Annotated in this window: 20 protein-coding genes; 10 read left to right on the plus strand and 10 right to left on the minus strand. The window is 42.2% G+C overall.

The features are described 5' to 3' along the window. Positions 1-68 precede the first annotated feature (68 nt). From pheT to recG, 4 genes are all read right to left on the minus strand, one after another. Positions 69-2495 carry a phenylalanine--tRNA ligase subunit beta gene (pheT, locus tag ACFQ3Q_RS06160; protein ID WP_380743967.1) on the minus strand — a complete coding sequence of 809 codons (2427 nt, stop codon included), beginning with the start codon at positions 2493-2495 and terminating at the stop codon, positions 69-71. 260 nt (positions 2496-2755) lie between these two features. Further along, a complete protein-coding gene (locus tag ACFQ3Q_RS06165; RefSeq protein WP_380743968.1) occupies positions 2756-3673 on the minus strand; it encodes a hypothetical protein in 918 nt (305 codons plus the stop codon). A gap of 323 nt (positions 3674-3996) precedes the next feature. Next, a complete protein-coding gene (locus tag ACFQ3Q_RS06170) occupies positions 3997-4851 on the minus strand; it encodes a hypothetical protein (protein WP_380743970.1) in 855 nt (284 codons plus the stop codon). A gap of 109 nt (positions 4852-4960) precedes the next feature. Beyond that, a complete protein-coding gene (gene recG, locus ACFQ3Q_RS06175; protein ID WP_380743972.1) occupies positions 4961-7060 on the minus strand; it encodes an ATP-dependent DNA helicase RecG in 2100 nt (699 codons plus the stop codon). A gap of 118 nt (positions 7061-7178) precedes the next feature. On the opposite strand from recG, the gene ACFQ3Q_RS06180 reads away from it, so the two are divergent. Genes ACFQ3Q_RS06180 through ACFQ3Q_RS06190 form a run of 3 tightly spaced genes read left to right on the plus strand, consistent with a single transcriptional unit; the run spans position 7179 to position 11121 of the window. Beyond that, positions 7179-9296 (plus strand): M1 family metallopeptidase, encoded by a 2118-nt coding sequence (locus ACFQ3Q_RS06180; protein ID WP_380743974.1) that lies wholly within the window; start codon positions 7179-7181, stop codon positions 9294-9296. After that, positions 9296-10198 (plus strand): patatin-like phospholipase family protein, encoded by a 903-nt coding sequence (locus tag ACFQ3Q_RS06185; protein ID WP_380743976.1) that lies wholly within the window; start codon positions 9296-9298, stop codon positions 10196-10198. Before ACFQ3Q_RS06180 ends, ACFQ3Q_RS06185 begins: the two co-directional genes overlap by 1 nt. Next, complete coding sequence (locus ACFQ3Q_RS06190) at positions 10198-11121, plus strand: patatin-like phospholipase family protein (RefSeq protein WP_380743978.1); 924 nt, start codon at positions 10198-10200, stop codon at positions 11119-11121. The genes ACFQ3Q_RS06185 and ACFQ3Q_RS06190 overlap by 1 nt, the downstream gene beginning before the upstream one ends. On the opposite strand, the gene ACFQ3Q_RS06195 is transcribed toward ACFQ3Q_RS06190, so the two are convergent. From ACFQ3Q_RS06195 to ACFQ3Q_RS06205, 3 genes are all read right to left on the minus strand, one after another. Next, positions 11118-11639 carry a DUF7935 family protein gene (locus ACFQ3Q_RS06195; protein WP_380743980.1) on the minus strand — a complete coding sequence of 174 codons (522 nt, stop codon included), beginning with the start codon at positions 11637-11639 and terminating at the stop codon, positions 11118-11120. The two genes, ACFQ3Q_RS06190 and ACFQ3Q_RS06195, sit on opposite strands and share 4 nt — an antisense overlap. 129 nt (positions 11640-11768) lie before the next feature. Next, positions 11769-13049 (minus strand): amidohydrolase, encoded by a 1281-nt coding sequence (locus ACFQ3Q_RS06200; RefSeq protein WP_380743982.1) that lies wholly within the window; start codon positions 13047-13049, stop codon positions 11769-11771. 10 nt (positions 13050-13059) lie between these two features. After that, positions 13060-13605, minus strand: coding sequence for a DsrE family protein (locus ACFQ3Q_RS06205; RefSeq protein ID WP_380743984.1), 546 nt, complete (start codon positions 13603-13605; stop codon positions 13060-13062). Positions 13606-13756: 151 nt separating this feature from the next. On the opposite strand from ACFQ3Q_RS06205, the gene ACFQ3Q_RS06210 reads away from it, so the two are divergent. Both ACFQ3Q_RS06210 and ACFQ3Q_RS06215 read left to right on the plus strand, forming a co-directional pair. Beyond that, positions 13757-16078, plus strand: coding sequence for an ATP-dependent helicase (locus ACFQ3Q_RS06210; protein ID WP_380743986.1), 2322 nt, complete (start codon positions 13757-13759; stop codon positions 16076-16078). A 267-nt stretch (positions 16079-16345) separates the two neighbouring features. After that, on the plus strand, positions 16346-16966 hold the full coding sequence (locus ACFQ3Q_RS06215) for an L-threonylcarbamoyladenylate synthase (RefSeq protein WP_380743988.1): 621 nt from the start codon (positions 16346-16348) through the stop codon (positions 16964-16966). A gap of 79 nt (positions 16967-17045) precedes the next feature. Here ACFQ3Q_RS06215 and ACFQ3Q_RS06220 read toward each other — a convergent pair whose 3' ends face one another. From ACFQ3Q_RS06220 to ACFQ3Q_RS06230, 3 genes are all read right to left on the minus strand, one after another. Next, positions 17046-17894: an OmpA/MotB family protein gene (locus ACFQ3Q_RS06220; RefSeq protein ID WP_380743990.1), complete on the minus strand. Its 849-nt coding sequence runs from the start codon at positions 17892-17894 to the stop codon at positions 17046-17048. A 93-nt stretch (positions 17895-17987) separates the two neighbouring features. Beyond that, positions 17988-18980: a glycosyltransferase family 2 protein gene (locus ACFQ3Q_RS06225; protein ID WP_380743992.1), complete on the minus strand. Its 993-nt coding sequence runs from the start codon at positions 18978-18980 to the stop codon at positions 17988-17990. Beyond that, entirely contained in the window at positions 18977-19450 is a 474-nt protein-coding gene (locus ACFQ3Q_RS06230; RefSeq protein WP_380743994.1) for a type I restriction enzyme HsdR N-terminal domain-containing protein, read from the minus strand. Before ACFQ3Q_RS06230 ends, ACFQ3Q_RS06225 begins: the two co-directional genes overlap by 4 nt. Before the next feature lie 75 nt (positions 19451-19525). Here ACFQ3Q_RS06230 and holA point away from each other — a divergent pair, with 75 nt between their 5' ends. The 5 genes from holA (at position 19526) to ACFQ3Q_RS06255 (ending at position 24200) form a co-directional block, all read left to right on the plus strand. After that, positions 19526-20530 (plus strand): DNA polymerase III subunit delta, encoded by a 1005-nt coding sequence (gene holA / locus ACFQ3Q_RS06235; RefSeq protein ID WP_380743995.1) that lies wholly within the window; start codon positions 19526-19528, stop codon positions 20528-20530. Between the two features lie 3 nt (positions 20531-20533). Then, positions 20534-21436, plus strand: a complete 903-nt coding sequence (gene menA, locus ACFQ3Q_RS06240; protein WP_380743997.1) for a 1,4-dihydroxy-2-naphthoate octaprenyltransferase — start codon at positions 20534-20536, stop codon at positions 21434-21436. Between the two features lie 85 nt (positions 21437-21521). Then, complete coding sequence (locus tag ACFQ3Q_RS06245; RefSeq protein WP_380743999.1) at positions 21522-22202, plus strand: metal-dependent hydrolase; 681 nt, start codon at positions 21522-21524, stop codon at positions 22200-22202. Positions 22203-22220: 18 nt separating this feature from the next. Next, positions 22221-23255, plus strand: coding sequence for an o-succinylbenzoate synthase (locus ACFQ3Q_RS06250; protein WP_380744001.1), 1035 nt, complete (start codon positions 22221-22223; stop codon positions 23253-23255). A 3-nt stretch (positions 23256-23258) separates the two neighbouring features. Then, positions 23259-24200, plus strand: a complete 942-nt coding sequence (locus ACFQ3Q_RS06255; RefSeq protein ID WP_380744002.1) for a CPBP family intramembrane glutamic endopeptidase — start codon at positions 23259-23261, stop codon at positions 24198-24200. Positions 24201-24219: the final 19 nt, after the last annotated feature.

Consider the following 24219-nt stretch of genomic DNA (forward strand, 5'->3'; position numbering starts at 1 on the left):
TACTCATTTCAGCATAAAAAAAATCCGTGCCCCGGGCACGGATTTTTTTATTTATATGATCAGAATTTTTATCGTAGTTCTGCATTCAGTTCCTTCTCGAAACGATGTTGCAATTTACCCATCATTTTGTCTACCTGTTTATCGGTAAGGGTTTTGTTTTCATCCTGGAATTTAAAACTTACGGCATAACTCTTTTTACCTTCCGGTAGATTCTTTCCCTGGTACACATCAAATAGGTTCACTTCCTTAAGCAGTTTCTTTTCTGTTTGAAGTGCTATTTTCTCGATTTCAGAATAAGTGACCGCTTCATCGATTAACAATGCAAAATCTCTTCTTACTGCCGGATATTTTGGGATAGGAGTGAATTTGTTTTGCTGTGTCTTCGAGACCTCGATCACAGCATCCCAGTTAAAATCGGCAAAGATCACTTCCTGTTCGATATCAAAATGTTTCAGCACTGATTTCTTTACCACGCCGAACTCTACAAGTTTAGACTTGGCAGAACTCATAATTAGGCCTTCCGAGAATACATCAGACTTGAACCCTGAAGTTTTAAGGTTGCTGATTCCTAAACGTTGGAATATAGTGTTGATAACTCCTTTTAGGTAAAAGAAGTTACCGGTAGCGGGAGTAGAGTTCCAGCCTTCCTTATTTCGGTTGCCCGTTACAAACATAGAAAGGTGTTTGTTCTCCGATCTTCCGCTTACATAGTTGTGGTATGTTTTTCCGAATTCGAAAAGTTTAAGATCATTCTTTTTTCGGTTAATATTATAGCTTACCGTTTCCAGGCCTGAAAATAGCAAAGACTGTCTCATAACTGACAGATCCTGACTTAACGGATTAAGCATCTCAACATTGTATTCCTCCTTCAGCTGCTCGCTGAGTTTGTTATATGCCGGAGTGGTAAGCGAATTGGCCATAGTTTCATAGAAGCCCTGACCCACCAACTGATTGGCAATTAGGTTCTGAAGTTTATAATCTTCGAATTTTGAAGAATTGGCTACAGAAGCATTCAGTTTTTCGCTGAATTTGATATTGTTATAACCGTATACCCTCAAAATCTCCTCAATAACATCAGACTCGCGCTGCACATCTACTCTGTAAGAGGGGATGGTAAGTCCCATTCCTGTTTCGGTTACATTGTTTACTCTTATCTCTAAAGAAGCAAGTATAGACTTGATGGTTTCTTCCTGAAGGTTTTCGCCAATGAGCTTATTTACCTTATCGAAGGTCAGGAAAACCTGGAAATCTTCGATCTTTTTGAAATACAGGTCATCAATATCGCTGGTGATTTCTCCCCCGGCGATCTCGGTGATAAGTAATGCCGCTCTTTTTAAGGCATATTCAGTGATATTCGGGTCGATCCCTCTTTCAAACCTGAAAGAAGCATCGGTGTTCAATCCGTGTCTTTTGGCGGTTTTCCTAACGCTTACCGGGTTAAAGTAGGCGCTTTCAAGAAATACTTTAGTGGTTTCCCTGGTTACCCCGCTGCCAAGACCTCCAAATACACCCGCTATACAAAGTGGTTTTTCGGTATCACAGATCATCAGGTCCTCTTCGTGCAACTCTCTTTCCACTTCATCCAGAGTGACGAATTTTGTGCCCGATTTAAGTGTTTTTACGTGAATTTCGTTTCCTGTAATCTTAGCTGCATCAAAAGCATGTAGCGGTTGTCCCAGCTCGTGCATCACATAATTGGTGGCATCAACAATATTGTTCTTAGGAGTGATACCTATAGCTTTTAACCTGTTTTGAAGCCATTTTGGAGAGTCTGTAACTTTTACTTCAGAAAGAGTAACTCCGCAATATCTTGGGGCAAGGTTAGAGTCTTCAACCTGAATTGGGATCTTAAGGCTTCGGTTGTCAACATGAAAACTACTTACCGAGGGAGTGATTAGTTCCAGGTTAGAGCCTTTTTGCTGATATCCGGCTTTAAGATCTCTGGCAACACCCCAGTGGCTCATTGCATCAGCCCTGTTGGGAGTTAACCCGATCTCGAATACGTGATCATTCTCGATCTCAAAAATTTCGGCTACCGGAGTACCGGGAATAAGGTCATCTTTCATCACCATAATTCCCTCGTGGCTGCTTCCAAGACCCAGTTCTTTTTCAGAACAAATCATTCCATAGCTGGCTTCCCCGCGAATTTTTCCTTTTTTGATCTTCCATTCTTCTCCATTCTCATCGTAAAGGGTAGTGCCTATGGTGGCCACAGGAACCTTTTGTCCAGCCCCTATGTTTGGGGCGCCGCAAACGATCTGTACCTGCTCGCCATTCCCCAGGTCTACCGTGGTAAGCTGAAGCTTATCGGCATTGGGGTGAGCCTCACAGCTTAATACGTGCCCTACCACTATGCCTTCAAGGCCTCCCTTTATACTCTGAAAACTTTGAATCCCTTCCACTTCAAGACCGAGGTCGGTCAATAATTCTCCTGTCTTTTCAGGATCTTCCGGAAGTTTTATGAATTGCGTTAGCCAGTTATATGAAATTTTCATCGAAATATTTTTACAAGCTGCAAAGATAACATTACCAAAAGTTTTGGCATAATCTGAGATTTTAATTTTAAGGGAAATTCCAGGTTAAACATAAAAAAGGAAGACCCTAAAGTCTTCCTTTTCATTTTTGAAGCATTACAATCCATAGTTCCGGCATTATCCTCCGGACCTTTTCTTCATTTTGCTCCAGAATCAACCATTCTAATGGTAGGATTTAATATGTACTGAAAATCTTTTTTAATTGGTTTTTTTCAGGGAATTTATTCGCTGGATTTCTTCATATCCAGTAATGCAACTTTTTCCCAGTCTCCCGAATCTTTGCTTTCCATAATAATCCAGGACATCGCTCCGTCTTTCCTTTCGATCTGATGTTTTGCCTTCTTCATTTTCCCATCACTGTCTTCATAAGTTTCGGTTAGAACAAAATTACCATCTCCTTTATCTTCCAGCTCCATAGTAGAGATACGGATCCCGCTTAACTGGTTAGGGTTGATATAGGCTACATCATAATTATCATCAATGGCATCGTAGATCATAATTCGTTTGGCAACAAGTTCCTTTTGCTGGTTATAATGTTTTATGGTAAGCATAGTTTTGTCTTCGTTCAAGTTAGCCTTGTCATAGCCACTCCAGCCGCCAGCTTCATTACCATCTTCAAAACGGGTGAAATTAACATCCCAGTCTCCGGCCAGGAATTTGAATTTGTTATGCTTGTTCTCAAGTTTTGCCATTTTCCCTTTTGAAGCTCTCATCATATTTCTTCGGTCATCAGCATCCTGAATCTTTTCAGCCAATTGTGCTGCTTTTTTATAGTGTTTGATAGCCTTTTCTTTGTCTCCCTTTTCTGAAAGAAGATCGGCATAGGAATCGTGCGGATTGGCTTCTTCGGGATACTCATCTATCTGGGCTAGAAAAACCTTTTCTGCGGCATCAAGATCCTTTTCATCGCTCATAAGGCGATACCCCAAAATGTTTAAGGGTTCTGAAAGACTTGTATAGGCATCGCCCTTGGCCTCACTTTTTTCATACATTATAAGGGCTTTTTCGACCCCGTTGGCTTTGTATTCCTTGAACAGGTCGTCAATAAGCTTATCATCCTGATCCTGAGCAAAAGCAATGCCTACAAAAAAAATAAGCATAAAGCTTATTACTCCTTTAATCTTTAAGTTAGTGTACATAATATTCGATCTTTAGTTGGTTAATGCTTTTAAATTTACATACTTAATTGCAATTTTATTTGTTGTGACCCAGAGGTTTATAGTGTTTTTGTAGTAGTTATTTTTAAAAATACTTAGAAGTTAGTCAGCTATTTTGCGGCACAAACATAGATGGGATAAAGCTTCGTTGAATTTTTCTGGTCTCCTGATTTCAGAACAGCTGATAAAGTCCAGGCCAATAGGAGTACATAAAATTGGGGGAAATCCCTTAGAAAAAAGCAGGTCAGGATCAAATAAAAAAGGGTCGAAACCGACCCTTTTATTGATTTTAATAGATTGAGGTTTTAGTTTTCTTCATCACATACCGAGCCCTCATTAAAAGCTTCTAATTGATCTTTTACATTATTGATCTCAGCTTTGGTATAGCTTTCGGGATCTGACACCATCATATCTGCTACTTCAATAATTTCTTCGATTTCAGAGTTGCCGGCACCGTTGGCAACATTCAGTTTTGCGGTTATTAAATGATGGGTAAGGGTAGTAATGGCATCACCTTTATCAGGCTGCGTATTCATTAATGCAAGTAAATATTCCTTATCCCAGGTAGTGCCTCCCAGGCTTAACTCTTCAACCGGCCACATTTCTTCGTGGTTTTTCCAGTAGCCAAAGCCATAGGTGCAGATTTCGCAAGCAGCTGTAGAGCAGAAGAAGACTTCAGACCAGTCGCTCTTTTTGAAGTCACCTCCGGAATTCTTTGCACGTATCTTAAAAACAAATTCCTGGCCACATTCCAATGGCATAGTGCAATCCATACCAGAATCTTCAAAATGCTCTTCAAGGAATAGAGGTAATTCATCTCCGGCTTCAAGCCCGTAGTTGTTATTGTTGTTGGATGCAAGGCCGACTCCGCATGCATACTCCTCATTCCAGCCATAGGTGTCATAACTATCCTTAGTCATCCAGTGCAGGTCGAATCCACCCATTGCTCCGGTTTCCCCGGGGGTGATCACCAGCTCTAAACTGGTCTGGGTTGTGGCATCTCCGCAACTAATACTGGGAGGCAAAAAGTCTGGCTTGTCGTTCTGAACATTGGTTTTGGCGTCATAACTTTCAATCGATTCCTGGGAGTTTTCGAGAGGATCAACTGAACAGCCTGTAATTCCCGCCCCAAGAATTATTAAGCATAATAATTTTTTCATAATAATAAGAATTTAAGGTTGTTAGGATGAAATTACGCAATTTGGGGGATAACCCGTATTGCGAATACTGTAAAATCGATGTAAACCTTAAAAACTCGATATCAGTAAGTTAGCTGATATAATTCCAGATATTTTTATGCTTGGCAAGCTGGGAGTAGGTGTGTCTTAGACGAAGGTTTTTTTCAGATTCCAGGTTAGGATCTTCTGTAAGTACTTTCTTGGCATAGTACCGTGCGGTTTTTAGGATCGCATTGTCCTTAACAATGTCGGCGATCTTCAGGTTAAGAACACCGCTCTGCTGGGTTCCCATAAGGTCGCCGGGGCCGCGGAGTTTCAGGTCCACTTCGGCGATCTCAAATCCGTCGTTGGTGCCAGTCATTGTTTCCAGCCTCGTCTTACTGTCGTTAGATAATTTATGGCCGGTCATCAGGATACAGTAACTTTGTTCGGCTCCACGACCCACGCGACCGCGAAGCTGGTGTAACTGAGACAGACCAAAGCGCTCTGCACTCTCAATGATCATCACGCTGGCATTAGGGACATTAACTCCCACTTCTATAACGGTTGTGGCTACCATAATTTGCGTTTCCCCCCTGGCAAACCTGTCCATCTCATAATCTTTGTCTTCCGCCTTCATCTGCCCGTGCACTATCGAGATCTGATAATCCGGAAATTCTCTGGCGATACTTTCATAACCGTCCATAAGATCCTTGTAATCCATTTTTTCAGATTCCTGAATTAGCGGATATACCACGTAGACCTGTCTTCCTTTCCCGATCTCATCTTTCAGGAACCTGAAGACCTTAAGACGGTTACTGTCAAAGCGATGCACGGTTTTGATAGGTTTTCTTCCGGGCGGGAGTTCATCGATCACCGAAATATCCAGGTCTCCGTAGAGGCTCATCGCCAGGGTACGCGGAATTGGCGTGGCGGTCATCACCAGGATATGCGGCGGAACAGTGTTCTTTCTCCATAATTTGGAGCGTTGGGCAACCCCAAACCGGTGCTGCTCGTCTATAATCGCAAGCCCGAGATTCCTGAACCGGACCTTGTCTTCCAGCAAAGCGTGGGTACCAATAATGATATTGATCTCCCCGTTCTCCAGGCCTTCGTGAATTTCCTTTCTTTCCGCCTTTTTTGAAGAACCGGTAAGCAGCCTGATATTCACCGGCAGGTTTTCACAAAGCTCTGTAAGACCGTTAAAATGTTGTACGGCGAGGATTTCTGTGGGAGCCATCAAACAGGCCTGGAAATCATTGCCCAGGGCAATAAGCATAGCCATTAGGGCGACTATCGTTTTTCCTGAACCCACATCTCCCTGGAGGAGGCGGTTCATTTGTGCCCCGCTTCCCAGGTCGCTCCTTATTTCCTTGATCACCCTTTTCTGTGCATCTGTGAGCTCGAATGGCAGGTGATTATTATAGAATTCCTCAAAATTGCTCCCTATCTCCTCAAATACGAATCCCTTGATCTTCTGCTTCTGCAGCATATTTTTCCTGAGCAGTTGCAGCTGTATATAGAATAACTCCTCGAATTTCAGCCGGAATTGCGCCTTGGTAAGCAGTTCCTGGCTTTTAGGGAAATGAACGTTGAACATCGCTTCGGCCCGGGGGATGAGTTTGAGCTCTTCCCTGAGTTCATCGGTAAGGGTATCATAAAAACGAGCCTTGGTCTCAATGAACAGCTGCTGCATCAGTTTATTGATCACCCTGTTGGAGATACCGCTCTTCGCCAGCTTTTCGGTAGAAGGGTACACGGGTTGCATCGCGGTGCGTAGCTGTTTTTTGTATTCCTCAACCGGTTCCATTTCAGGATGCGGCATACTGAAGACGCCGCTGTACCAGTTCGTTTTTCCGAAGATCACATAAGGAGTGTTAAGCTTCAGGTTTTCCCTTATCCATTTATGTCCCCTGAACCATACCAGCTCCATTTTCCCGGTTTCATCCACGAAATCGGCCACCAGACGTTTTCCCCTTTTTTGCTCAACTGTTTTTATATGGGTTATTTTTCCCACCACCTGCACTTCGGCCGAATTCCGCTGTAATTGGCTGATCTTGTAAAAGCGAGTTTTATCGATATACCGGTTCGGGAAAAAGTTGATGAGGTCCTGGTAGGTATGAATGCCAATCTCTTTCCGCAACAGGTCTGCACGGTTAGGGCCAACACCTTTAAGATAGTCTATGGGGGTTTGCAGAATGTTCGCATCCATAAGGGCGAAGATATTAAAATGGGCCTTAATCTCAACACCCGGAACAAAAATTTGACATTGACAATGGAGCCGGAAAAGCAAAGCTTTTTGTAATTTGCTGCAATATCAAAGAAAACCAATGAAATATTTTTTGCCCGCCTTATACCTGCTTTTCGTTTTTTCCGCCTACTCCCAAAACGGAACCGAAATTTCACAAATAGAGAAGGTCGATTTTAAGAAGGCTGCAGCTCAATTAAGAATCTTGCCTGAAAAGATGAAAGTAGAAGGGAAGGTAAGCTATGTTTTTGATGTGCTGCAGGAGGCAGATTCCATTTATATAGATGCCAGGAATATGAAATTCGAAGAACTTGAGCTGAATGGAAAGCCGGTGGAATATACCAATACAGGAAGCAGGCTTTGGCTAAGGTCAGATTTTAAAATTTCGGAAAATAACAACCTGAGCTTAAAATATGAAGTAAGCCCTTCTCAAACAATGTATTTTGTAAACTGGGACCTCCCTGAAAACATCGAAGCGAACCGGCAGGTATGGACGCAAGGGCAGGGGAAATATACTTCTTACTGGCTGCCGAGTTTTGATGATATGAAGGAGAAGCTTGAATTCGACCTGAGCTTCGATTTTAAAAAGGGTTATCAGCTCGTTGCTAACGGGGTACTTCAGGAGAAACTTCAGCTCAATGACTCGATCACCAGATGGGAATTTGATATGCAAAAGCCTATGAGCAGTTACCTTGTCGCGGTGGCGACGGGCGATTTTATGAGCGATAAATTTGTAGGTGATTCAGGAGTTCCTGTGCAGCTTTATTACCTTCCGCAGGATTCGGCTAAAGCAGAGCCAACCTATCGCTATTCAGATAGGATATTCAGTTTTATTGAAAAGGAGATTGGGGTAGATTACCCCTGGCAGAACTACAAGCAAATTCCAGTGCAGGATTTTCTGTATGCAGGGATGGAAAACACAGGCACCACTATCTTCGCTAATTCATTAATGACCGATTCCATTGGATTCAAAGATCGCAATTATGTGAATGTGAATGCCCACGAGCTGGCCCACCAGTGGTTCGGGAACCTGGTCACAGAAACCGAAAGCAAGCACCACTGGCTTCACGAGGGGTTTGCGACCTATTACGCTTTGCTGGCCGAGCGTGAAATTTTCGGCGATGATTATTATTACTGGAAGCTTTATGAAACTGCCGAGCAGCTTAAAGAATTGAGCGATGATGGAAAGGGAGAGGCATTGCTGAACCCGAATGCAAGTTCCCTCACCTTCTATCAGAAAGGAGCCTGGGCTTTGCATATGCTCCGGGAGAAGGTAGGGGATGAGGCTTTTAGGGCTGCTGTGAAGAGCTACCTTGAGAAATATAAATTCAGCAATGTGGTTACGGAAGATTTCCTGGCTGAGGTTGAAAAAACTTCAGGACAGGATTTGTCTGGTTTTAGGAAGAACTGGCTGGAACAATCTGCTTTTAAGGCAAACGCAGCGCTGAATTCCTTGAAGAATTCAGAATTCATTAAAAGCCTTCTTGAAATTGCGGCTTTAAGGGAAGTTCCTTTTTCTCAAAAATCTGAAAAGCTTTCGGAAGCTCTCGATTTTCCGGTAAACGATTATATAGGCCAGGAAGTGGTGATCCAGCTGGCAGGGGAAGATTCTCCCGAAACCATAGGGCTTTACAAGAAAGCCTTCGATTCTAACAATATATTTGTTCGCCAGGTGATTGCAATGAGTATGGACCAGATCCCGTTGTCGCTAAAGAGTGAATATGAATCTTTGCTGGAGGATGAGTCTTACCTGACCAAAGAAGCTGCTCTTTTCAGCCTTTGGATGCAGTTTCCCGAAGACCAGGGGAGGTACCTTGAAAAGACTAAGGGAATTGAGGGTTTTTACAACAAGAATGTCAGGATGCTTTGGCTGGCATTAAACCTGGCTACACCGTCATACCAGTCTAATAAAAAGCAACAGGTCTACAAGGAACTTTCAGGATACACCGCAACCAGGTTTCCGGTGGAAATGAGGGAAAATGCCTTCGGATACCTTTATCAGTTAGATGCGTTTAGTGAGCAAAATCTGCTGGACCTATTGGAGGGTACTCAGCATTTTAATCGAAAATTCAGGAACTTCAGCCGTGAATTGCTCGAAGAGTTGCTTAAATCGCAGGAATATCAGGAAAAATATGTAGCTTTAAGTAAGGCTTTGCCTGAGAGTCAGCAAAACTATCTAAACCAAAAACTGAGCAATTAATGCGAGCCCTCATTATATCTGGAGGTGGAAGTAAAGGCGCCTTTGCCGGGGGGGTGGCTCAGTATTTAATTGAGGAACTCGGTCGTGATTATGACCTGTATCTGGGAACCTCTACGGGAAGCCTGCTGATCTCCCATCTTGCTCTCAAGAAACCTGAAAAAGTAAAAAAAGTCTATACTTCGGTTAATCAGGATAGTATTTTTAGTAACCGGCCCTTCCTGGTAAGGAGAAAACACGGTTATGACCAGATAAGCATTAATCACTTTAAGGTGCTGCGCAATTTTTTAAGAGGGAAGAAAACCTTCGGGGAAAGCAAGAATCTTCATAAACTTATTTTGGAAACCCTTACCCGTGAAGAATTCTACAGGCTGAAGGGGATGAAGAAGGATATCGTGGTTACGGTTTCCAATATCTCTATGAATGAGACCGAATTTAAGTCGATAAAAGACTTCGATTATGAAGAGTTTTGTGAGTGGATCTGGATTTCCTGTAATTATACGCCCTTTATGAGCCTTGTTAGAAAAGATGGCTGCGAATATGCTGATGGTGGCTATGGTTCTATGATCCCCATTGAAGAAGCAATAAAAAGAGGGGCAACAGAGATAGACGCTATTATATTAAAAACCGAGGTGACACATTTTAACCGTTTACCTTCTAAAAATGTTTTTGCACTCATAACAAATCTCTTTGGTTTTATGCTGGACAGGATTGAAAGGCAGAATATTCAGATCGGGAAATTTATGGCAAATAACAAAGATGTGATCATAAATTTTTATTATACTCCTACGGTATTAACCACGAATTCACTTATTTTTGATGAAGAGAAGATGACGAGATGGTGGGAGAGCGGATTCAGTTATGCCCGCCATAAGAATGAAGAACTTAACCAAATTGAGCCCTAATGCGAGCATTGGTAATTTCAGGAGGGGGCAGCAAAGGCGCTTTTGCCGGGGGCGTTGCCCAATATCTAATAGAAGAGGAAAAGAAAAAATATGATCTTTACCTGGGGACTTCTACCGGAAGCCTTCTTATCCCTCACCTGGCTAACGGAAACATCAGTAAAGTTTACGACATTTATACAAATGTGAATCAGCGTAAGATCTTTAGCGTGAACCCTTTTGTCGTTAAGAAAAAGGAAGGTCGGGAATATGTTACCATTAACTACTTTAATATGTTCTGGCAATTCATCAGAAAAAAAAGGACTTTTGGGGAAAGCCAGCACCTGCGAAAGCATATAAAACGTAATTTTTCTGAAGAGAATTTCGAGGAGTTACAGTCTATGGTGAAAGATGTAGTGGTTACGGTTTCGAACCTGTCCAAGAACAGGGTGGAGTATAAGTCTATTCACGATTTTTCTTATGAAGATTTCTGTGACTGGATCTGGATTAGCTGTAACTACATCCCCTTTATGAGCCTTGCAACAAAAGACGGCTTTGAATATGCCGATGGCGGCCTTGGCTGTGTTGTACCGATCCGGGAGGCTATAAAACGTGGGGCTACAGAGGTAGATGCCATCATCCTGGAGGCCGAAAATATGGAGTATAACAAAGTGCTCGGTAAAAATCCGTTTTCGCTAATGATTAATCTTTTTGGATTTTTGCTGGATCAGGTAGAATATCACGATATCGTTGAGGGGAAGTTAGCAGCGCTTAACAAAAAAGTTAAGCTTAACACATATTACACGCCAACGAAATTAACTGAAAACTCTCTTGTGTTCAACAAAAAGCTGATGACCGAGTGGTGGCAACAAGGCCACGATCACGCCCGGGAAAAACATCAGCAAAGACTCGCCCAGTCCAAGAAGAGTTTTCTTGGACTGTTCTAGATCAGTTCTCTTACCTCTTTTTTGATATAGGCAAGTGCAGCTTCGGTAGGAGCCTGCTTCTCCATAAGGTTGGTCAGTATCACTTCTCTTAGTTTATCGGCGTCGGTCACTTCTTCCTGTTGATTTGCTTTTCTGATTAGAGCGATAGTGGCATTTTTAGCAGTTTTGATATAATCCCAGCACTCCAGGCTCAGATAGATCTGTTGGGCTAAATTATGTTCAAATTCCTGCTCAATAGTTCTTATCAACAGGCTTTCGTATGCCTTATTATCTTCGGAAGTCGGTTTAACCCGAAAAAGGATCTTGCCGGGAGAAATTCGCTCCAGGAACAGGGCCATTCTTTCATAGGCCTGAAGTTTGATCGGTAGTGCGGTTCGTTGATTTTCCCTGATAATTTTAAAACGCCTGTGCCTCTCTTCGGTTTTGGCATTGGTATGGAAAAAGTAATAAGCCACAGCTCCTACAACCAGAGCGGGCAGAATATTGAATAATATCAGGCTAATGTCTATTTGATTCATCTGTTTTCAGACTTGATTAGTGTTAACTTATCCCGGGCTTCAAGCGAGCCCCTTATTATGGACCGAAAGTTACTTTTTCTTTATTTGTTGAAAAAGTAACTTTCGGTTTTTTGTAAATATAACCAGTCTTTAATGGTTATCCAGATAGTCTAAAGCTAACTGGGTCATTGTCTTAACCCCCAGTAAAAGTCCGCTTTCGTCAATATAGAAATCGGGAGTGTGGTGCGGAGCAGGTGCGGTAGAGTCTAAGGGTCTTCCGCCAAGGAAGAAATAAAAACCGGGCACTTCTTCCTGAAAGAATGAAAAATCTTCTCCTCCTGTGGTGGCTTTTCGTAATTGCACATTTTCTTCTCCTGCAACTTTTTGAAGGGTGGGCAGCATTTTAGCCGTTAGGTCCGGGTCGTTATAGGTGATCGCCGTATTGTTCTGGATCTCGATACTGGCTTCGGCACCGTAGGCTTCTGCGAGTTTCGGAACCATTTCTCTCATTCTTCTCAAGATAAGCTCTTTCATATCAGGGTCAAGCGTTCTTACCGTCCCAATCATTTCAACAGATTCCGGGATAATATTAAAGCGAACGCCTCCTGAGATTTTTCCTACAGTGATTACCGCTGCCGCATCTACAAGCTTAGCTTCACGGCTGATAATGGTTTGCAGTCCGTCTATGATCTTGGCCGAGATCATTACAGGATCGGTGCCGCTCCAGGGGGCCGAACCGTGAGTTTGCTTGCCTTTCACATTGATCACAAACCGCTCTACCGCGGCCATTGTTCCCTCAGGTTTGTATTTGATGGTTCCCACGGGGATCTCTGAATTAATATGAAGCCCAAAGATTGCATCCACATCAGGCTTTTTAAGAACCCCCTCCTTGATCATTAGCGATGCTCCGCCTTCTTCTCCCGGCGGCGAACCTTCTTCTGCCGGTTGAAATATGAATTTCACGGTTCCGTTGATCTTATCTTTATTTTCTGAAAGTATTTCAGCCACCCCCATTAAAATGGCGGTATGCGTATCATGTCCGCAGGCGTGCATAACGCCGGTTTTAGATCCCAGGAATTCCGCAGTAACCTCCGATTTGAATTCAAGGTCATTTCTTTCGGTTACCGGAAGCGCGTCTATATCTGCACGCAGAGCGACAGTTTTACCAGGGTTATCTCCTTTTAAAACACCTACAACCCCTGTTTTTGCAACTCCGGTTTGAGTTTCTATCCCAAGACTGTTCAGGTGTTTGGCGATTTTTTCAGCCGTTTTGAATTCCCGATTAGAAAGTTCCGGGTTTTGGTGAATATCTCTTCTCCATTCAATAACCTGGTCCTCTATATTTTCAAATTGCGAATCGGGGATATTATTGGTCTGAGCTGAAATACTTAGTCCTGCTAGAAGCAAGCTTAAGCTTAAAATATTTTTCATAAACAGGTTTTTAAAAATTTATAAGTCGGTATTCGTTATTCTGAAGCTGCACCAGGGCGGTCATTGCTGAAAGTGCAATTTCAGCCTCCTTATGGGCATTGGTTCTTGAGATGTTATTATGCTTAGCCGATTGGCCACAGAGGATTATCTTTACGCCATTTTCGGCAAGCTTATTTAAAAGATCTGTATTCGGGTTTGCTTCCAGATCGGTATCCGGGTGCCTTTCGATATAAGCTTTGTCTTTGGTGACATCGTTTATGGCACCGCCGTGAATTACCAGTGCTACTTCCAGGTTTTCAGGAGGAAATCCGGCATCAACATGCAGGTTCAGAAATCGTGCTGCCACTTCAAAAAGCCTGTTGGGTTTTGCCGGGTCTTCAAAACTCCTGGCTACATCAAAAACCACCTTAAGAGTAGTAGTGGTGTCTGTCTTGAATCCGGGATTTTCAACTTTGTAGAAAGAGCCGTAATCTTCTATTACTTCTCCTTTTTGAAGCTCCTGGGAAATTAAGATATGTGAAAAGAACAGGCTGAACAGAAATGCGGTTAATTTCATATTTGGGTTATATTGGGCTTTGATGAAAAATATCTTTTAAAGATATTAAAATCTTAAACATTGCGGGTGGCTTTTTTCAAAACTAATCCCTTTCACGGTTTCCTAATTGGGCCATTTTGGTTAAATTCACCGCACTAAAAAAAGGAGGAAATTGGAAGCTTATTTAGCCGAATTGAATGACGCACAGCGTGCTCCCGTATTACAGAAAGACGGGGCGATGATCGTAATTGCCGGAGCAGGATCCGGAAAAACCAGGGTGCTTACCTACAGGATCGCTTACCTGATGAACCAGGGAGTAGATCCGTTTAATATTCTTGCACTTACCTTTACCAATAAGGCGGCGAGGGAGATGAAGCATCGTATTTCCCAGATCGTGGGGAGCAGCGAGGCAAAGAACCTTTGGATGGGAACTTTTCACTCCATTTTCGCAAAAATGCTGAGGTTTGAAGCCGATAAACTGGGGTATCCCTCCAATTTCACTATTTATGATACCCAGGATTCACAGAGTGTGATAAGGGCGATCATAAAAGATATGCAGCTGGATAAGGATGTATATAAATACAAACAGGTTTACAGCCGAATTTCTTCGTACAAAAACAGTCTGATCACCGTTAAGGCTTATTTCCAGAACCCTGAGTTGAAGGAGGCAGATGCGATGGCCAAAAAGCCCAGGATGGGGGAGATCTATAAGGCATATGTAGACCGTTGTTTTAAGGCGGGAGCAATGGATTTTGATGACCTGCTTTTAAAAACGAACGAACTGCTGAATCGTTTTCCAGATGTGCTTCATAAGTATCAGAACAGGTTTCGCTATATTCTTGTAGATGAGTACCAGGATACCAATCACTCTCAGTATCTTATTGTAAAAGCATTATCTGATAAGTTTCAGAATATTTGCGTGGTAGGAGATGATGCCCAGAGTATCTATGCCTTCCGCGGAGCGAATATTAACAATATTCTGAATTTCCAGAAGGATTATGATAATGTTCAGATGTACCGCCTGGAGCAGAATTACCGTTCTACCAAGAACATTGTGAATGCAGCGAACTCGGTTATCGATAAGAACCAGACCAAGCTGGAGAAGGTGGTTTGGACGGCTAACGATGACGGTCCAAAGATCGTGGTGAATCGCTTGCTCACCGATGGGGAAGAGGGAAGATTTGTAGCCAGTTCCATTTTTGAGACAAAGATGCAGAATCAGTTGAATAATGACGATTTTGCCATATTATACCGTACCAATGCCCAGAGCAGGGCAATGGAGGATGCGCTTAGGAAGAAGGACATCCCTTACCGGATCTATGGAGGGCTTTCGTTTTATCAGCGTAAAGAGATTAAGGATGTTCTTTCATACTTGAGATTACTTATTAATCCCAAGGATGAGGAGGCATTGAAGCGGGTGATCAATTACCCTACCCGGGGAATTGGGCAGACCACAATGGACAGGCTGGGCATAGCGGCTAATCAATACGGAAAGTCAATGTTTGAAGTGATCGAAAACCTGGATCACCTGGATTTAAAGATCAACAAAAGCACACGTACCAAGCTTGATAATTTTGTGAATATGATCAAGCATTTTACGATCCTTAGTGAAAATGCCGATGCCTATACTGTAGCCGATACTGTTGCGAAGAAGACAGGCTTGCTTCAGGAATTAAAAAAAGACGGGACTCCTGAAGGAATTGCCAGAATAGAGAATATTGAAGAATTGCTGAACGGGGTGAAGGATTTTGTGGAAGGACAGAAAGAGCTGGCCGATGCCAGTGGATCCCTTTCGGAGTTCCTTGAAGATGTAGCTCTTGCCACAGATATGGATAAGGACACCTCAGACGATAACAAGGTGGCGCTAATGACCATTCATCTTGCCAAGGGGCTGGAATTTCCTTATGTGTATATTGTGGGGATGGAAGAAGATCTCTTCCCTTCAGCAATGAGTATGAATACCCGTAGTGAACTGGAAGAAGAGCGACGTCTCTTTTACGTGGCCCTTACCAGGGCTGAAAAGCAGGCATATTTAACCTATACCCAGTCCAGGTATCGTTGGGGGAAACTGGTAGATGCCGAGCCAAGCCGTTTTATAGAAGAGATCGATGACCAGTTCAAGGATTATATGATTCCTCAGGATGATTATAAATACAAGCCCCTGATAGATACAGATATTTTTGGGGATGATGTAGATAAAAGCAAACTGAGACAAACAAAACCTAAGAACGGAACCCCGCCGCCATCCCATAAACCAACCGAACAGCAATTGCGAAAATTGCGCAAAATGAAGCCGGCTTCGAGTGAACCTGCAAAAGCCACTAATAATATTCAGCTTGAAGCGGGGAATGAAGTTGAGCATATGAGATTCGGAAAAGGTAAGGTTCTTAAGATAGACGGAGTTGGGCAGGATAAAAAAGCCGAGATAGATTTTGAGAACGGCGGCATTAAAAAACTGCTGTTGCGTTTCGCAAAACTTAAAGTTTTGTCATAGATAGGATTTCAGTTAAACTTCTGTTATTTAAAGCCGCTTTTAGCGGCTTTCTTTTTATTTTCAAAAGAGATATCAGGGGGTGGAAGCCCGGTAAGGAATGAAACGACCAGAAAAGAGGAATTAAATAAAGCCCTGATATTGACAAGGAAGCTGGATTTAATCCTCGGATATTCGGGAGAGAAGCAGGGCCTGCTCTTAAAATCTTTTACGAGGTTAAATAATCTCCTAATTTTCGTAACTTCTAAGGTGTATTAAAAAATCAAAATTATGGCTGAACTATTAAGAATTTATGAGGAAAACCCAAGTCAGAAACATATTAATAAAGTTGTAGAAACCCTCCGTAACGGTGGGCTTGTTATTTATCCTACCGATACCGTTTACGGATTGGGGTGCGATATCACCAATAACAACGCTCTTGAAAAGATTGCCCAGATAAAGGGAGTCAAGCTGGAAAAAGCAAATTTTTCCTTTATCTGTGAAGATTTGAGTAATTTATCTGATTATGTGAAGCAGATCGATTCGCCAACTTTTAAGATCCTGAAGCGTACCCTGCCCGGACCTTATACCTTTGTCCTTCCCGGAAATAATAACCTGCCTACGGTATTTAAGAAAAAGAAGACCGTAGGAATAAGGGTGCCCGATAATAATATTTGTAAAGCGATAGTTAAGGCTCTTGGCAACCCTATAGTTTCGACTTCTATAAGAGATGAGGATGAGGTGCTTGAATACACCACAGACCCTGAACTAATAAGAGAAAAGTGGGATAATCTTGTCGATATCGTGATAGATGGTGGTTATGGTGATAATATACCTTCAACGGTAATAGATCTAACCACTCCGGAACCCGAGGTGATAAGAGAAGGAAAGGGAAGTGTGGAGATTATGTAGGCTAGAAGAAAAATAGAGAAGGCTATGAAATAAAAAACCCCGCTTTTGCGGGGTTTTTCTATCTTAAGAAAGATAAATATTAGTTGTTTGCAGCTTTAGAAGCTTCTTTCATTCCTTCCTCGATCATTCCGTAGAATTGGTCAAGTTTTGGAAGTACTACGATACGGGTTCTTCTGTTCTTAGCTCTTCCCTCTGCAGTTTCGTTGTCGGCAACAGGTATATAGTAACTTCTACCAGCAGCAGTCATACGTTTTGGCGCTACACCAAATTCATCCTGTAGGATACGTACTACTGAAGTAGCTCTCTTTACACTAAGATCCCAGTTGTCTTCAATACAGTTTGTGCTGATCGCTTTGTCATCAGTGTGACCTTCAACCATAAAGTCGATGTCCGGCTTGTTCTTCACAACGGTAGCAACTTTACCAAGTACTTCTTTTGCTCTGTCTGATACGTTGTAACGACCACTATCGAATAATAGTTTGTCAGAAATAGATACGTAAACAACACCTTTTTCAACGTTGATCTCGATGTCTTCATCGTTGATGTTACCTAGAGCTCCTTTCAGGCTGGTAACAAGTGCTAAAGTAACAGAGTCTTTTTTATTGATGGCATCACGCATTTTCTGGATGGCCAAATCTTTTTCTTTGATGCTCTCAAGAGAACGCTCAAGGTTTTCAGCTTCTTTCTTAGATAAAGTAGCCAAGTCACCAACGTTGTTTAGTAGGGCTGCATTGGTGTTGTTCAACCTTGTAATTTGCTGGTTAAGGTTCTGCTTATCTTCTAAACAAGCATTTAGCTTAACTGTAGCGGTATTTAGTTCGTCCTGAGTTTTTTGTTGCTTGGCTTCCAGTTCTGCATATTTTTTCTGCGAAACACAGGAAGAAAGCAACAGTGCAGCTGTCGCTGACAAAAGCATGATTTTTTTCATAACTCGTATTATATTATTAATGTTAGATGTTCCAAAAGTATCAAAAAAAAATAAAGCTAAAAAGCCGTATTAACATTACTTTATATAAGATTTCTATAAAGAAGTGAATTTGGTTTTCTTTCTGATAAAATAGGACCAGACTATAGACTCTAATTTGTAGTACCTGAGTTTTTTGGGAGTGCTTTTTCTTTTTCGGAACATCTCACTAAAATGCCTGTAAAAACTAAAATGCGCCCTCATAATTGCAAAGAAATGGCTGAACTTTCCTTGGGTTAAAAACCTGATTCCCGCAAGCCCGTCCAGAAGCATTCTTATGAGCAGAATGCTGTAAAGCTGTGGTGAAGGAACATTTTTTAAGATGAGAAATAAACTATTACGGAAGTTGAAGAAAGTCTTTCGTGGGTTCATTGTATCTAAAGTGGCTCCCCCTACGTGGAAGACCCTGGAGGCTCCGGCGTATTTGACCTTATAACCCAGGTTCTGAAGTCGCCAGCAAAGATCTATCTCTTCCTGATGAGCGAAAAAACTTTCGTCTAAGGCTCCGGCCTTGTAAAAGGCACTTTTCCGAATGGCAAGGCAGGCCCCACTGGCCCAGAATATATAGGAGTCTTCATTATATTGCCCGTGATCTTCCTCCAGGTTTTCAAATATCCTTCCGCGACAGAAGGGATAGGCATATTTATCGATAAAACCGCCTGCAGCTCCGGCATACTCGAACTTCTTCCTGTTGTAATAATCCAGTATTTTAGGCTGAACAACAGCTGTTTCAGGCTCATTGTCAAAAACCTTCAAAATTGGCAGTAGCCAGTTTTTGGAAACCTCCACATCGCTGTTAAGCAGAATGAAAATATCTTCCCTCAGGTTTAAAAGAGCATCGTTATAACCTTTTGCATAACCACCGTTAACTTTGTTCCTTATAATGCTGACCTGGGGAAAGTTTTGTTCCACAAACCTCACCGAATCATCGGTTGAGGCGTTGTCGGCTACATAAATATTAGCCTCGGGTGAATAGCTGATCACCGATGGCAGGAACTTTTCAAGAAGTCCCTTTCCGTTCCAGTTGAGGATGACTACTGCTGTTTTCAAATTTCAGAATTCTTGTTTTGTTGTTTGGGCTGGTATACGGGGAGATCCCTTAAGAACTTGTATTCTTCAGCTTCATAATCCAGCTTACAAAAATAATGTTCCAGGCCATTTGTAACCATCAGGTAGGTGGCGTCAAGGCTTAAATTGTATCTCGCGATCTGGTCGAAAGTTTCCTGAGTGATCTTGATATGCGGGGCTTTACACTCTACAATAAGATGGATCTTTCCGTTAGGATTAAAGACCACGATATCATATCTCTTGGTGAGCTTCCCAAGTTTTATCTGCTTTTCAACATTGATGTGGCTCTTTGGGAAATTCTTCTCCACCATTAAAAAACGGGCGCAATGTTGGCGCACCCATTCTTCCGGGGTTAAGACCACAAATTTTTTCCGGATCTCATCGAAAACAGCTATTTTATTTTGATTATTTTTGAAGCGGAAATCATACCGCGGGAAATTCAGATCTAGCATAGGCCAAAAATACTAAAGATAAAATAACCCTCAGCCAACCCGCAAAAAAAAGCAGATCAGGACTAAAACAAACGAATGGAAGAAGCCAGGCAAATAGTTAACGACATACAGAACGGAAAGATAGAACCTGTGTATTTTTTGATGGGGGAGGAGACCTACTATGTTGACAAGATAGCCGAATTTATAGGAGATAATGTGCTCGCCGAAGAGGAAAAAGGCTTCAATCAGATCGTGATGTATGGCCGTGATACCAGTGTTGATGAGATTGTGAGTAATGCCAAACGATACCCGATGATGGCCGAACGCCAGGTAATCATTGTAAAAGAGGCGCAGGATCTGTCCCGGACCATTGAAAAGCTAACTGATTATATAGAGAATCCTCAGGTTACTACCACGCTCGTGATCTGTTATAAATACAAGAAAATAGATAAGCGTAAAAAGCTTTATAAGGCAGCCGCAAAGTCGGGGCTAATCTTTGAAGGGAAGCGTTTATATGAAAACCAGGTAGCCGATTGGATTCAGAGAACCCTGAAATCCAGGGGCTATTCAATTTCGCCAAAAGCCTCGCAAATGCTTGTGGAGTTTTTGGGAACAGACCTTGGAAAGATCGATAATGAGCTCCAAAAATTACAGCTTATCTCGCCCGAAGGCACCCAGATCACTCCCGAGCTTATTGAAGAGAATATAGGAATAAGCAAGGATTTCAATAATTTTGAACTGCGTAAGGCTATAGGGATGAGAGATACGGTGAAGGCTCACCGAATCATTAATTACTTTGCGCAGAACCCAAAGGACAATCCGCTTATGGTGACCATTTCATTATTGTTTTCTTACTTTTCTCAATTGTTACAATATCACGGCATGTCTGACAGATCTAAAGGAAACGTTGCCAAACAACTTAAGGTAAACCCTTATTTTGTGAGCGATTATGCACTGGGAGCAAAGAATTACCCAATGAAAAAAGTAAGCCGGGCCATAAGCCTTATTCAGGAAACCGATGTTAAAAGTAAGGGAGTTGGCGCTGTTAATGTTTCTCACGGAGATCTTTTAAAAGAACTTTTGGTAAAAATAATGCACTAAGGGATGAAAAAGTTAAATTCCTGGATCGGAGCTGCCCGTTTAAGAACGCTTCCGCTTTCGATTTCCGGTATAATAGTGGGGACCACCATTGCTTTTCAGCAAGGCTTTTTCAGTATTAGCATCTTCAGTCTTGCACTTGGTACCACTCTGGGGCTTCAGATTCTTTCAAATTTTGCCAACGATTATGGTGACGGGGTTAAAGGAACAGATAATGAAGACCGGATAGGTCCGGCCAGGGCTCTTCAAAGCGGGCTGATCACCCAAAAAGAGATGAAACAGGGGATTGTCCTTACTGCAATTGTCACTTTGTTCTTAGCCGTTCTCCTTATTTATGCAGCATTCGGAAAAGAAAATATGGGGTATGCCCTCATCTTTTTCCTGCTGGGAGTTGCAGCTATTGTTGCCGCCATAAAATATACCGTTGGGACTTCAGCTTACGGGTATAAAGGCTTTGGAGATGTGTTTGTTTTTCTCTTTTTTGGTATAGTTGCGGTTTACGGAACCTATTTTTTATATGCCCATTCTATGAAATGGAGTGTTTTGCTTCCGGCTTGCGCTTTCGGATTACTGAGTGCGGGAGTGCTGAACCTTAATAATATGCGGGACAGGGCTTCAGATGAGAAAGCAGGTAAGGAAACCCTCGTGGTAAAGATGGGCCAGAAAGGAGCAAAGAATTATCATTATTTCCTGATTATTGGGGCAATTGCCTGCCTGGTGTTTTACACGGTGATTAATCTTGAGGCGCTGGATGATTTTCTGTACCTGTTTGGTTTAATTCCGCTTATCTTTCATCTCAAACGCGTAGACACTAATGAAAGCCCTGGATTACTGGATCCGGAACTGAAAATACTGGCGCTTTCCACCTTTGCTATTGCAGTGCTTTTTGGCTTTGGACAATTGCTGTGAGCGGTTTAACAAAATTATATATTGGGCTATCCTTGTAAAATACAAGGTTTGTTTATTTTTATAGGCGAACCATAAAATTTTAGTTATGAAAATCACTTTTTACGGACAAAATACCCTGGGAATTAAAGTTGGAGATACTCACATTTTGGTAGATCCGTTTATAACAGGGAACGACCTTGCAAAAGATAAGATCGATATCAAAGAACTTAAGGCCGATTTCATTCTGTTGACGCACGCACATCAGGATCATACCCTGGATGCTGAAGCCATCGCGAAAAACACAGGAGCCGTAATTGTTAGTAATTTTGAGATAGCTAATCACTACCAGGATAAAGGATTTGAAGTGCATCCTATGAATCACGGGGGAAGCTGGGATTTTGAATTTGGAAAGCTGAAGTATGTGAATGCGATCCATACCAGCTCATTCCCGGACGGAAAGTACGGAGGGCAGCCCGGAGGATTTGTGATTGAGGGAGAACATAAAAATATTTATATTGCCGGAGACACCGCTTTGACGATGGATATGAAACTTATCCCGATGCAAACCAAGCTTGACCTTGCAGTATTACCAATTGGGGACAACTTCACGATGGGAGTTGATGATGCCATTATAGCCAGCGATTTTATTGAATGTGATAAAGTACTGGGCTGTCATTATGATACCTTCGGGTATATAGAGATCGACCACGAAGAAGCGAAAAAGAAGTTTTACGAAAAAGGAAAAGATCTGATGCTCCTCGAAATAGGAGAAAGCATTGAACTTTAAACCAATACTTGACTGTTAATGCAGGCAGAATATCAACAATATATATTAAATTTTAAACGCCCCAGCGGAACTTCCCGGGGCGTTCTTACTACTAAAGAGACCTGGTTTTTAAAAATAAGCGATGGGGAAAGAGCCGGGTACGGCGAATGCGGATTACTAAGAGGCTTAAGCATAGATGACCGTCCCGATTATGAAGAGAAGCTGAAATGGGTTTGTAATAACATCAATCTTGGGCAGGAAATGCTTTGGGATGAACTGAAGGAGTTTCCGAGCATCCAGTTTGGGGTTGAAATGGCCTTCAGATCCCTGGAAGCTAAGAGGCCTTTTGAACTTTTTCCTTCAGACTTCACAAAAGGGAAGGCTTCGATCCCTATTAATGGCCTTATCTGGATGGGGGAGAAAGCTTTTATGAAATCACAGATTCGGGAAAAGATTGAAGCTGGTTTTGACTGTATCAAAATGAAAATTGGGGCTATAGATTTTGAAACCGAACTGGAGCTGTTAAAATATATTCGCAGCGAATTTTCCTCCGAAGAAATGGAGTTAAGAGTGGATGCCAATGGGGCTTTTAGTCCCGGCAATGCGCTGGAGAAATTAAAGCGACTTAGCGAATATGAAATTCATAGTATCGAGCAGCCCATAAAACAAGGGCAGTTGGAAGAAATGGCTGCACTTTGTGAAGAAACCCCTTTGCCAATTGCCTTAGATGAAGAATTGATTGGGGTATTTGAGGAAACGAAAAAACAGAGGCTCATACAAATAATCAACCCGCAGTACGTGATCTTTAAACCAAGCCTGATAGGTGGGTTTAAAGGGACCGAAGAGTGGATGAAAATTGCTGAACTGCAGGATACAGGCTGGTGGATCACTAGTGCGCTGGAAAGCAATATTGGCCTGAATGCAATTTCACAATGGACGTATACCAAAGCCAGTCCTATGCCTCAGGGCCTGGGCACCGGGAGTCTCTATACCAACAATATAAAGAGTCCGCTTTTTGTCGAAAATGGAAATATTAACTATAACCCTGCAATTTCCTGGGATTTTAAATTCTAATTAATGTTTATACAACAGGCCTTTAAATACCGTTATGATTTTTGGAGATACCTCCTGGGTATCTTTATCGTTTTTATAGGAATCACGCTTGGCCAGATACCGCTGGTAGTAATGGCTATGCTTGAAAAAGGGGGCGATGTGATGATGATGGATGAGAACGAGATGTTGAGCATTCTTGATTCAAATCTTACCCTGTTCCTAATGCTTCTTACCTTTGCCGTAGGCCTTGTTTTTCTCCTGGTTCACGTTAAGGTAATTCACAAGCAGAGTGTTCTTTCACTAACCACTAGTCGGAAAAGGATAGACTGGAGCCGATTCTGGTTTGCATTTATCCTGATAGCCGTCTTTACAATAGTTATTACCCTGCTGGATTACTTTACAAACCCCGGCGATTACCTGGTAAACTTCCAGCTTGAACCTTTTTTGATACTTGTGGGAGTGGCTGTGCTGATGATGCCGTTGCAAACTGCTTTTGAGGAGTATTTTTTCAGGGCTTATCTAATGCAGGGAATTGGGGTGCTGGCGAAGAACAGGTGGTTACCGCTTTTTATAACTTCGATTGTTTTTGGAGGTTTGCACTTTTTTAATCCTGAAGTAGGTAAACTGGGGAATATTGTGATGATCCATTATATAGGAACAGGGTTTATGCTGGGGATAATAACCTTAATGGATGACGGCCTTGAGCTGGCCCTTGGTTTTCATACCGCCAATAACCTGGTTGCGGCGCTTCTTGTTACTGCTGACTGGACTGCATTTAAAACCAACTCTATTTTCAAGGATGTTTCAGATCCCTCTGCTGGATGGGACGTTATTATTCCGGTCTTTATAGTCTACCCTATCTTCCTGTATATTCTTGGGAAAAGGTATGGATGGACCAACTGGAATCAAAAGCTTTTTGGAAAAGTGGAAAAAGCGGAAACCTTAAATCTTTCTGAAGAAGCTTAAGAGTTTCGTAGCATTTTGT

This window comes from Salegentibacter chungangensis, from assembly GCF_042678405.1.
In the GTDB taxonomy this organism is placed as follows: Bacteria; Bacteroidota; Bacteroidia; order Flavobacteriales; family Flavobacteriaceae; genus Salegentibacter_A; species Salegentibacter_A chungangensis.

Excerpts from the sequence above, each read along its gene's own strand:
- pheT (WP_380743967.1), bottom strand. The coding sequence starts at position 2,495 with ATGAAAATTTCATATAACTGGCTAACGCAATTCATAAAACTTCCGGAA.
- ACFQ3Q_RS06165 (WP_380743968.1), bottom strand. The coding sequence starts at position 3,673 with ATGTACACTAACTTAAAGATTAAAGGAGTAATAAGCTTTATGCTTATT.
- ACFQ3Q_RS06170 (WP_380743970.1), bottom strand. The coding sequence starts at position 4,851 with ATGAAAAAATTATTATGCTTAATAATTCTTGGGGCGGGAATTACAGGC.
- recG (WP_380743972.1), bottom strand. The coding sequence starts at position 7,060 with ATGGATGCGAACATTCTGCAAACCCCCATAGACTATCTTAAAGGTGTT.
- ACFQ3Q_RS06180 (WP_380743974.1), top strand. The coding sequence starts at position 7,179 with ATGAAATATTTTTTGCCCGCCTTATACCTGCTTTTCGTTTTTTCCGCC.
- ACFQ3Q_RS06185 (WP_380743976.1), top strand. The coding sequence starts at position 9,296 with ATGCGAGCCCTCATTATATCTGGAGGTGGAAGTAAAGGCGCCTTTGCC.
- ACFQ3Q_RS06190 (WP_380743978.1), top strand. The coding sequence starts at position 10,198 with ATGCGAGCATTGGTAATTTCAGGAGGGGGCAGCAAAGGCGCTTTTGCC.
- ACFQ3Q_RS06195 (WP_380743980.1), bottom strand. The coding sequence starts at position 11,639 with ATGAATCAAATAGACATTAGCCTGATATTATTCAATATTCTGCCCGCT.
- ACFQ3Q_RS06200 (WP_380743982.1), bottom strand. The coding sequence starts at position 13,049 with ATGAAAAATATTTTAAGCTTAAGCTTGCTTCTAGCAGGACTAAGTATT.
- ACFQ3Q_RS06205 (WP_380743984.1), bottom strand. The coding sequence starts at position 13,605 with ATGAAATTAACCGCATTTCTGTTCAGCCTGTTCTTTTCACATATCTTA.
- ACFQ3Q_RS06215 (WP_380743988.1), top strand. The coding sequence starts at position 16,346 with ATGGCTGAACTATTAAGAATTTATGAGGAAAACCCAAGTCAGAAACAT.
- ACFQ3Q_RS06220 (WP_380743990.1), bottom strand. The coding sequence starts at position 17,894 with ATGAAAAAAATCATGCTTTTGTCAGCGACAGCTGCACTGTTGCTTTCT.
- ACFQ3Q_RS06230 (WP_380743994.1), bottom strand. The coding sequence starts at position 19,450 with ATGCTAGATCTGAATTTCCCGCGGTATGATTTCCGCTTCAAAAATAAT.
- holA (WP_380743995.1), top strand. The coding sequence starts at position 19,526 with ATGGAAGAAGCCAGGCAAATAGTTAACGACATACAGAACGGAAAGATA.
- menA (WP_380743997.1), top strand. The coding sequence starts at position 20,534 with ATGAAAAAGTTAAATTCCTGGATCGGAGCTGCCCGTTTAAGAACGCTT.
- ACFQ3Q_RS06245 (WP_380743999.1), top strand. The coding sequence starts at position 21,522 with ATGAAAATCACTTTTTACGGACAAAATACCCTGGGAATTAAAGTTGGA.
- ACFQ3Q_RS06250 (WP_380744001.1), top strand. The coding sequence starts at position 22,221 with ATGCAGGCAGAATATCAACAATATATATTAAATTTTAAACGCCCCAGC.
- ACFQ3Q_RS06255 (WP_380744002.1), top strand. The coding sequence starts at position 23,259 with ATGTTTATACAACAGGCCTTTAAATACCGTTATGATTTTTGGAGATAC.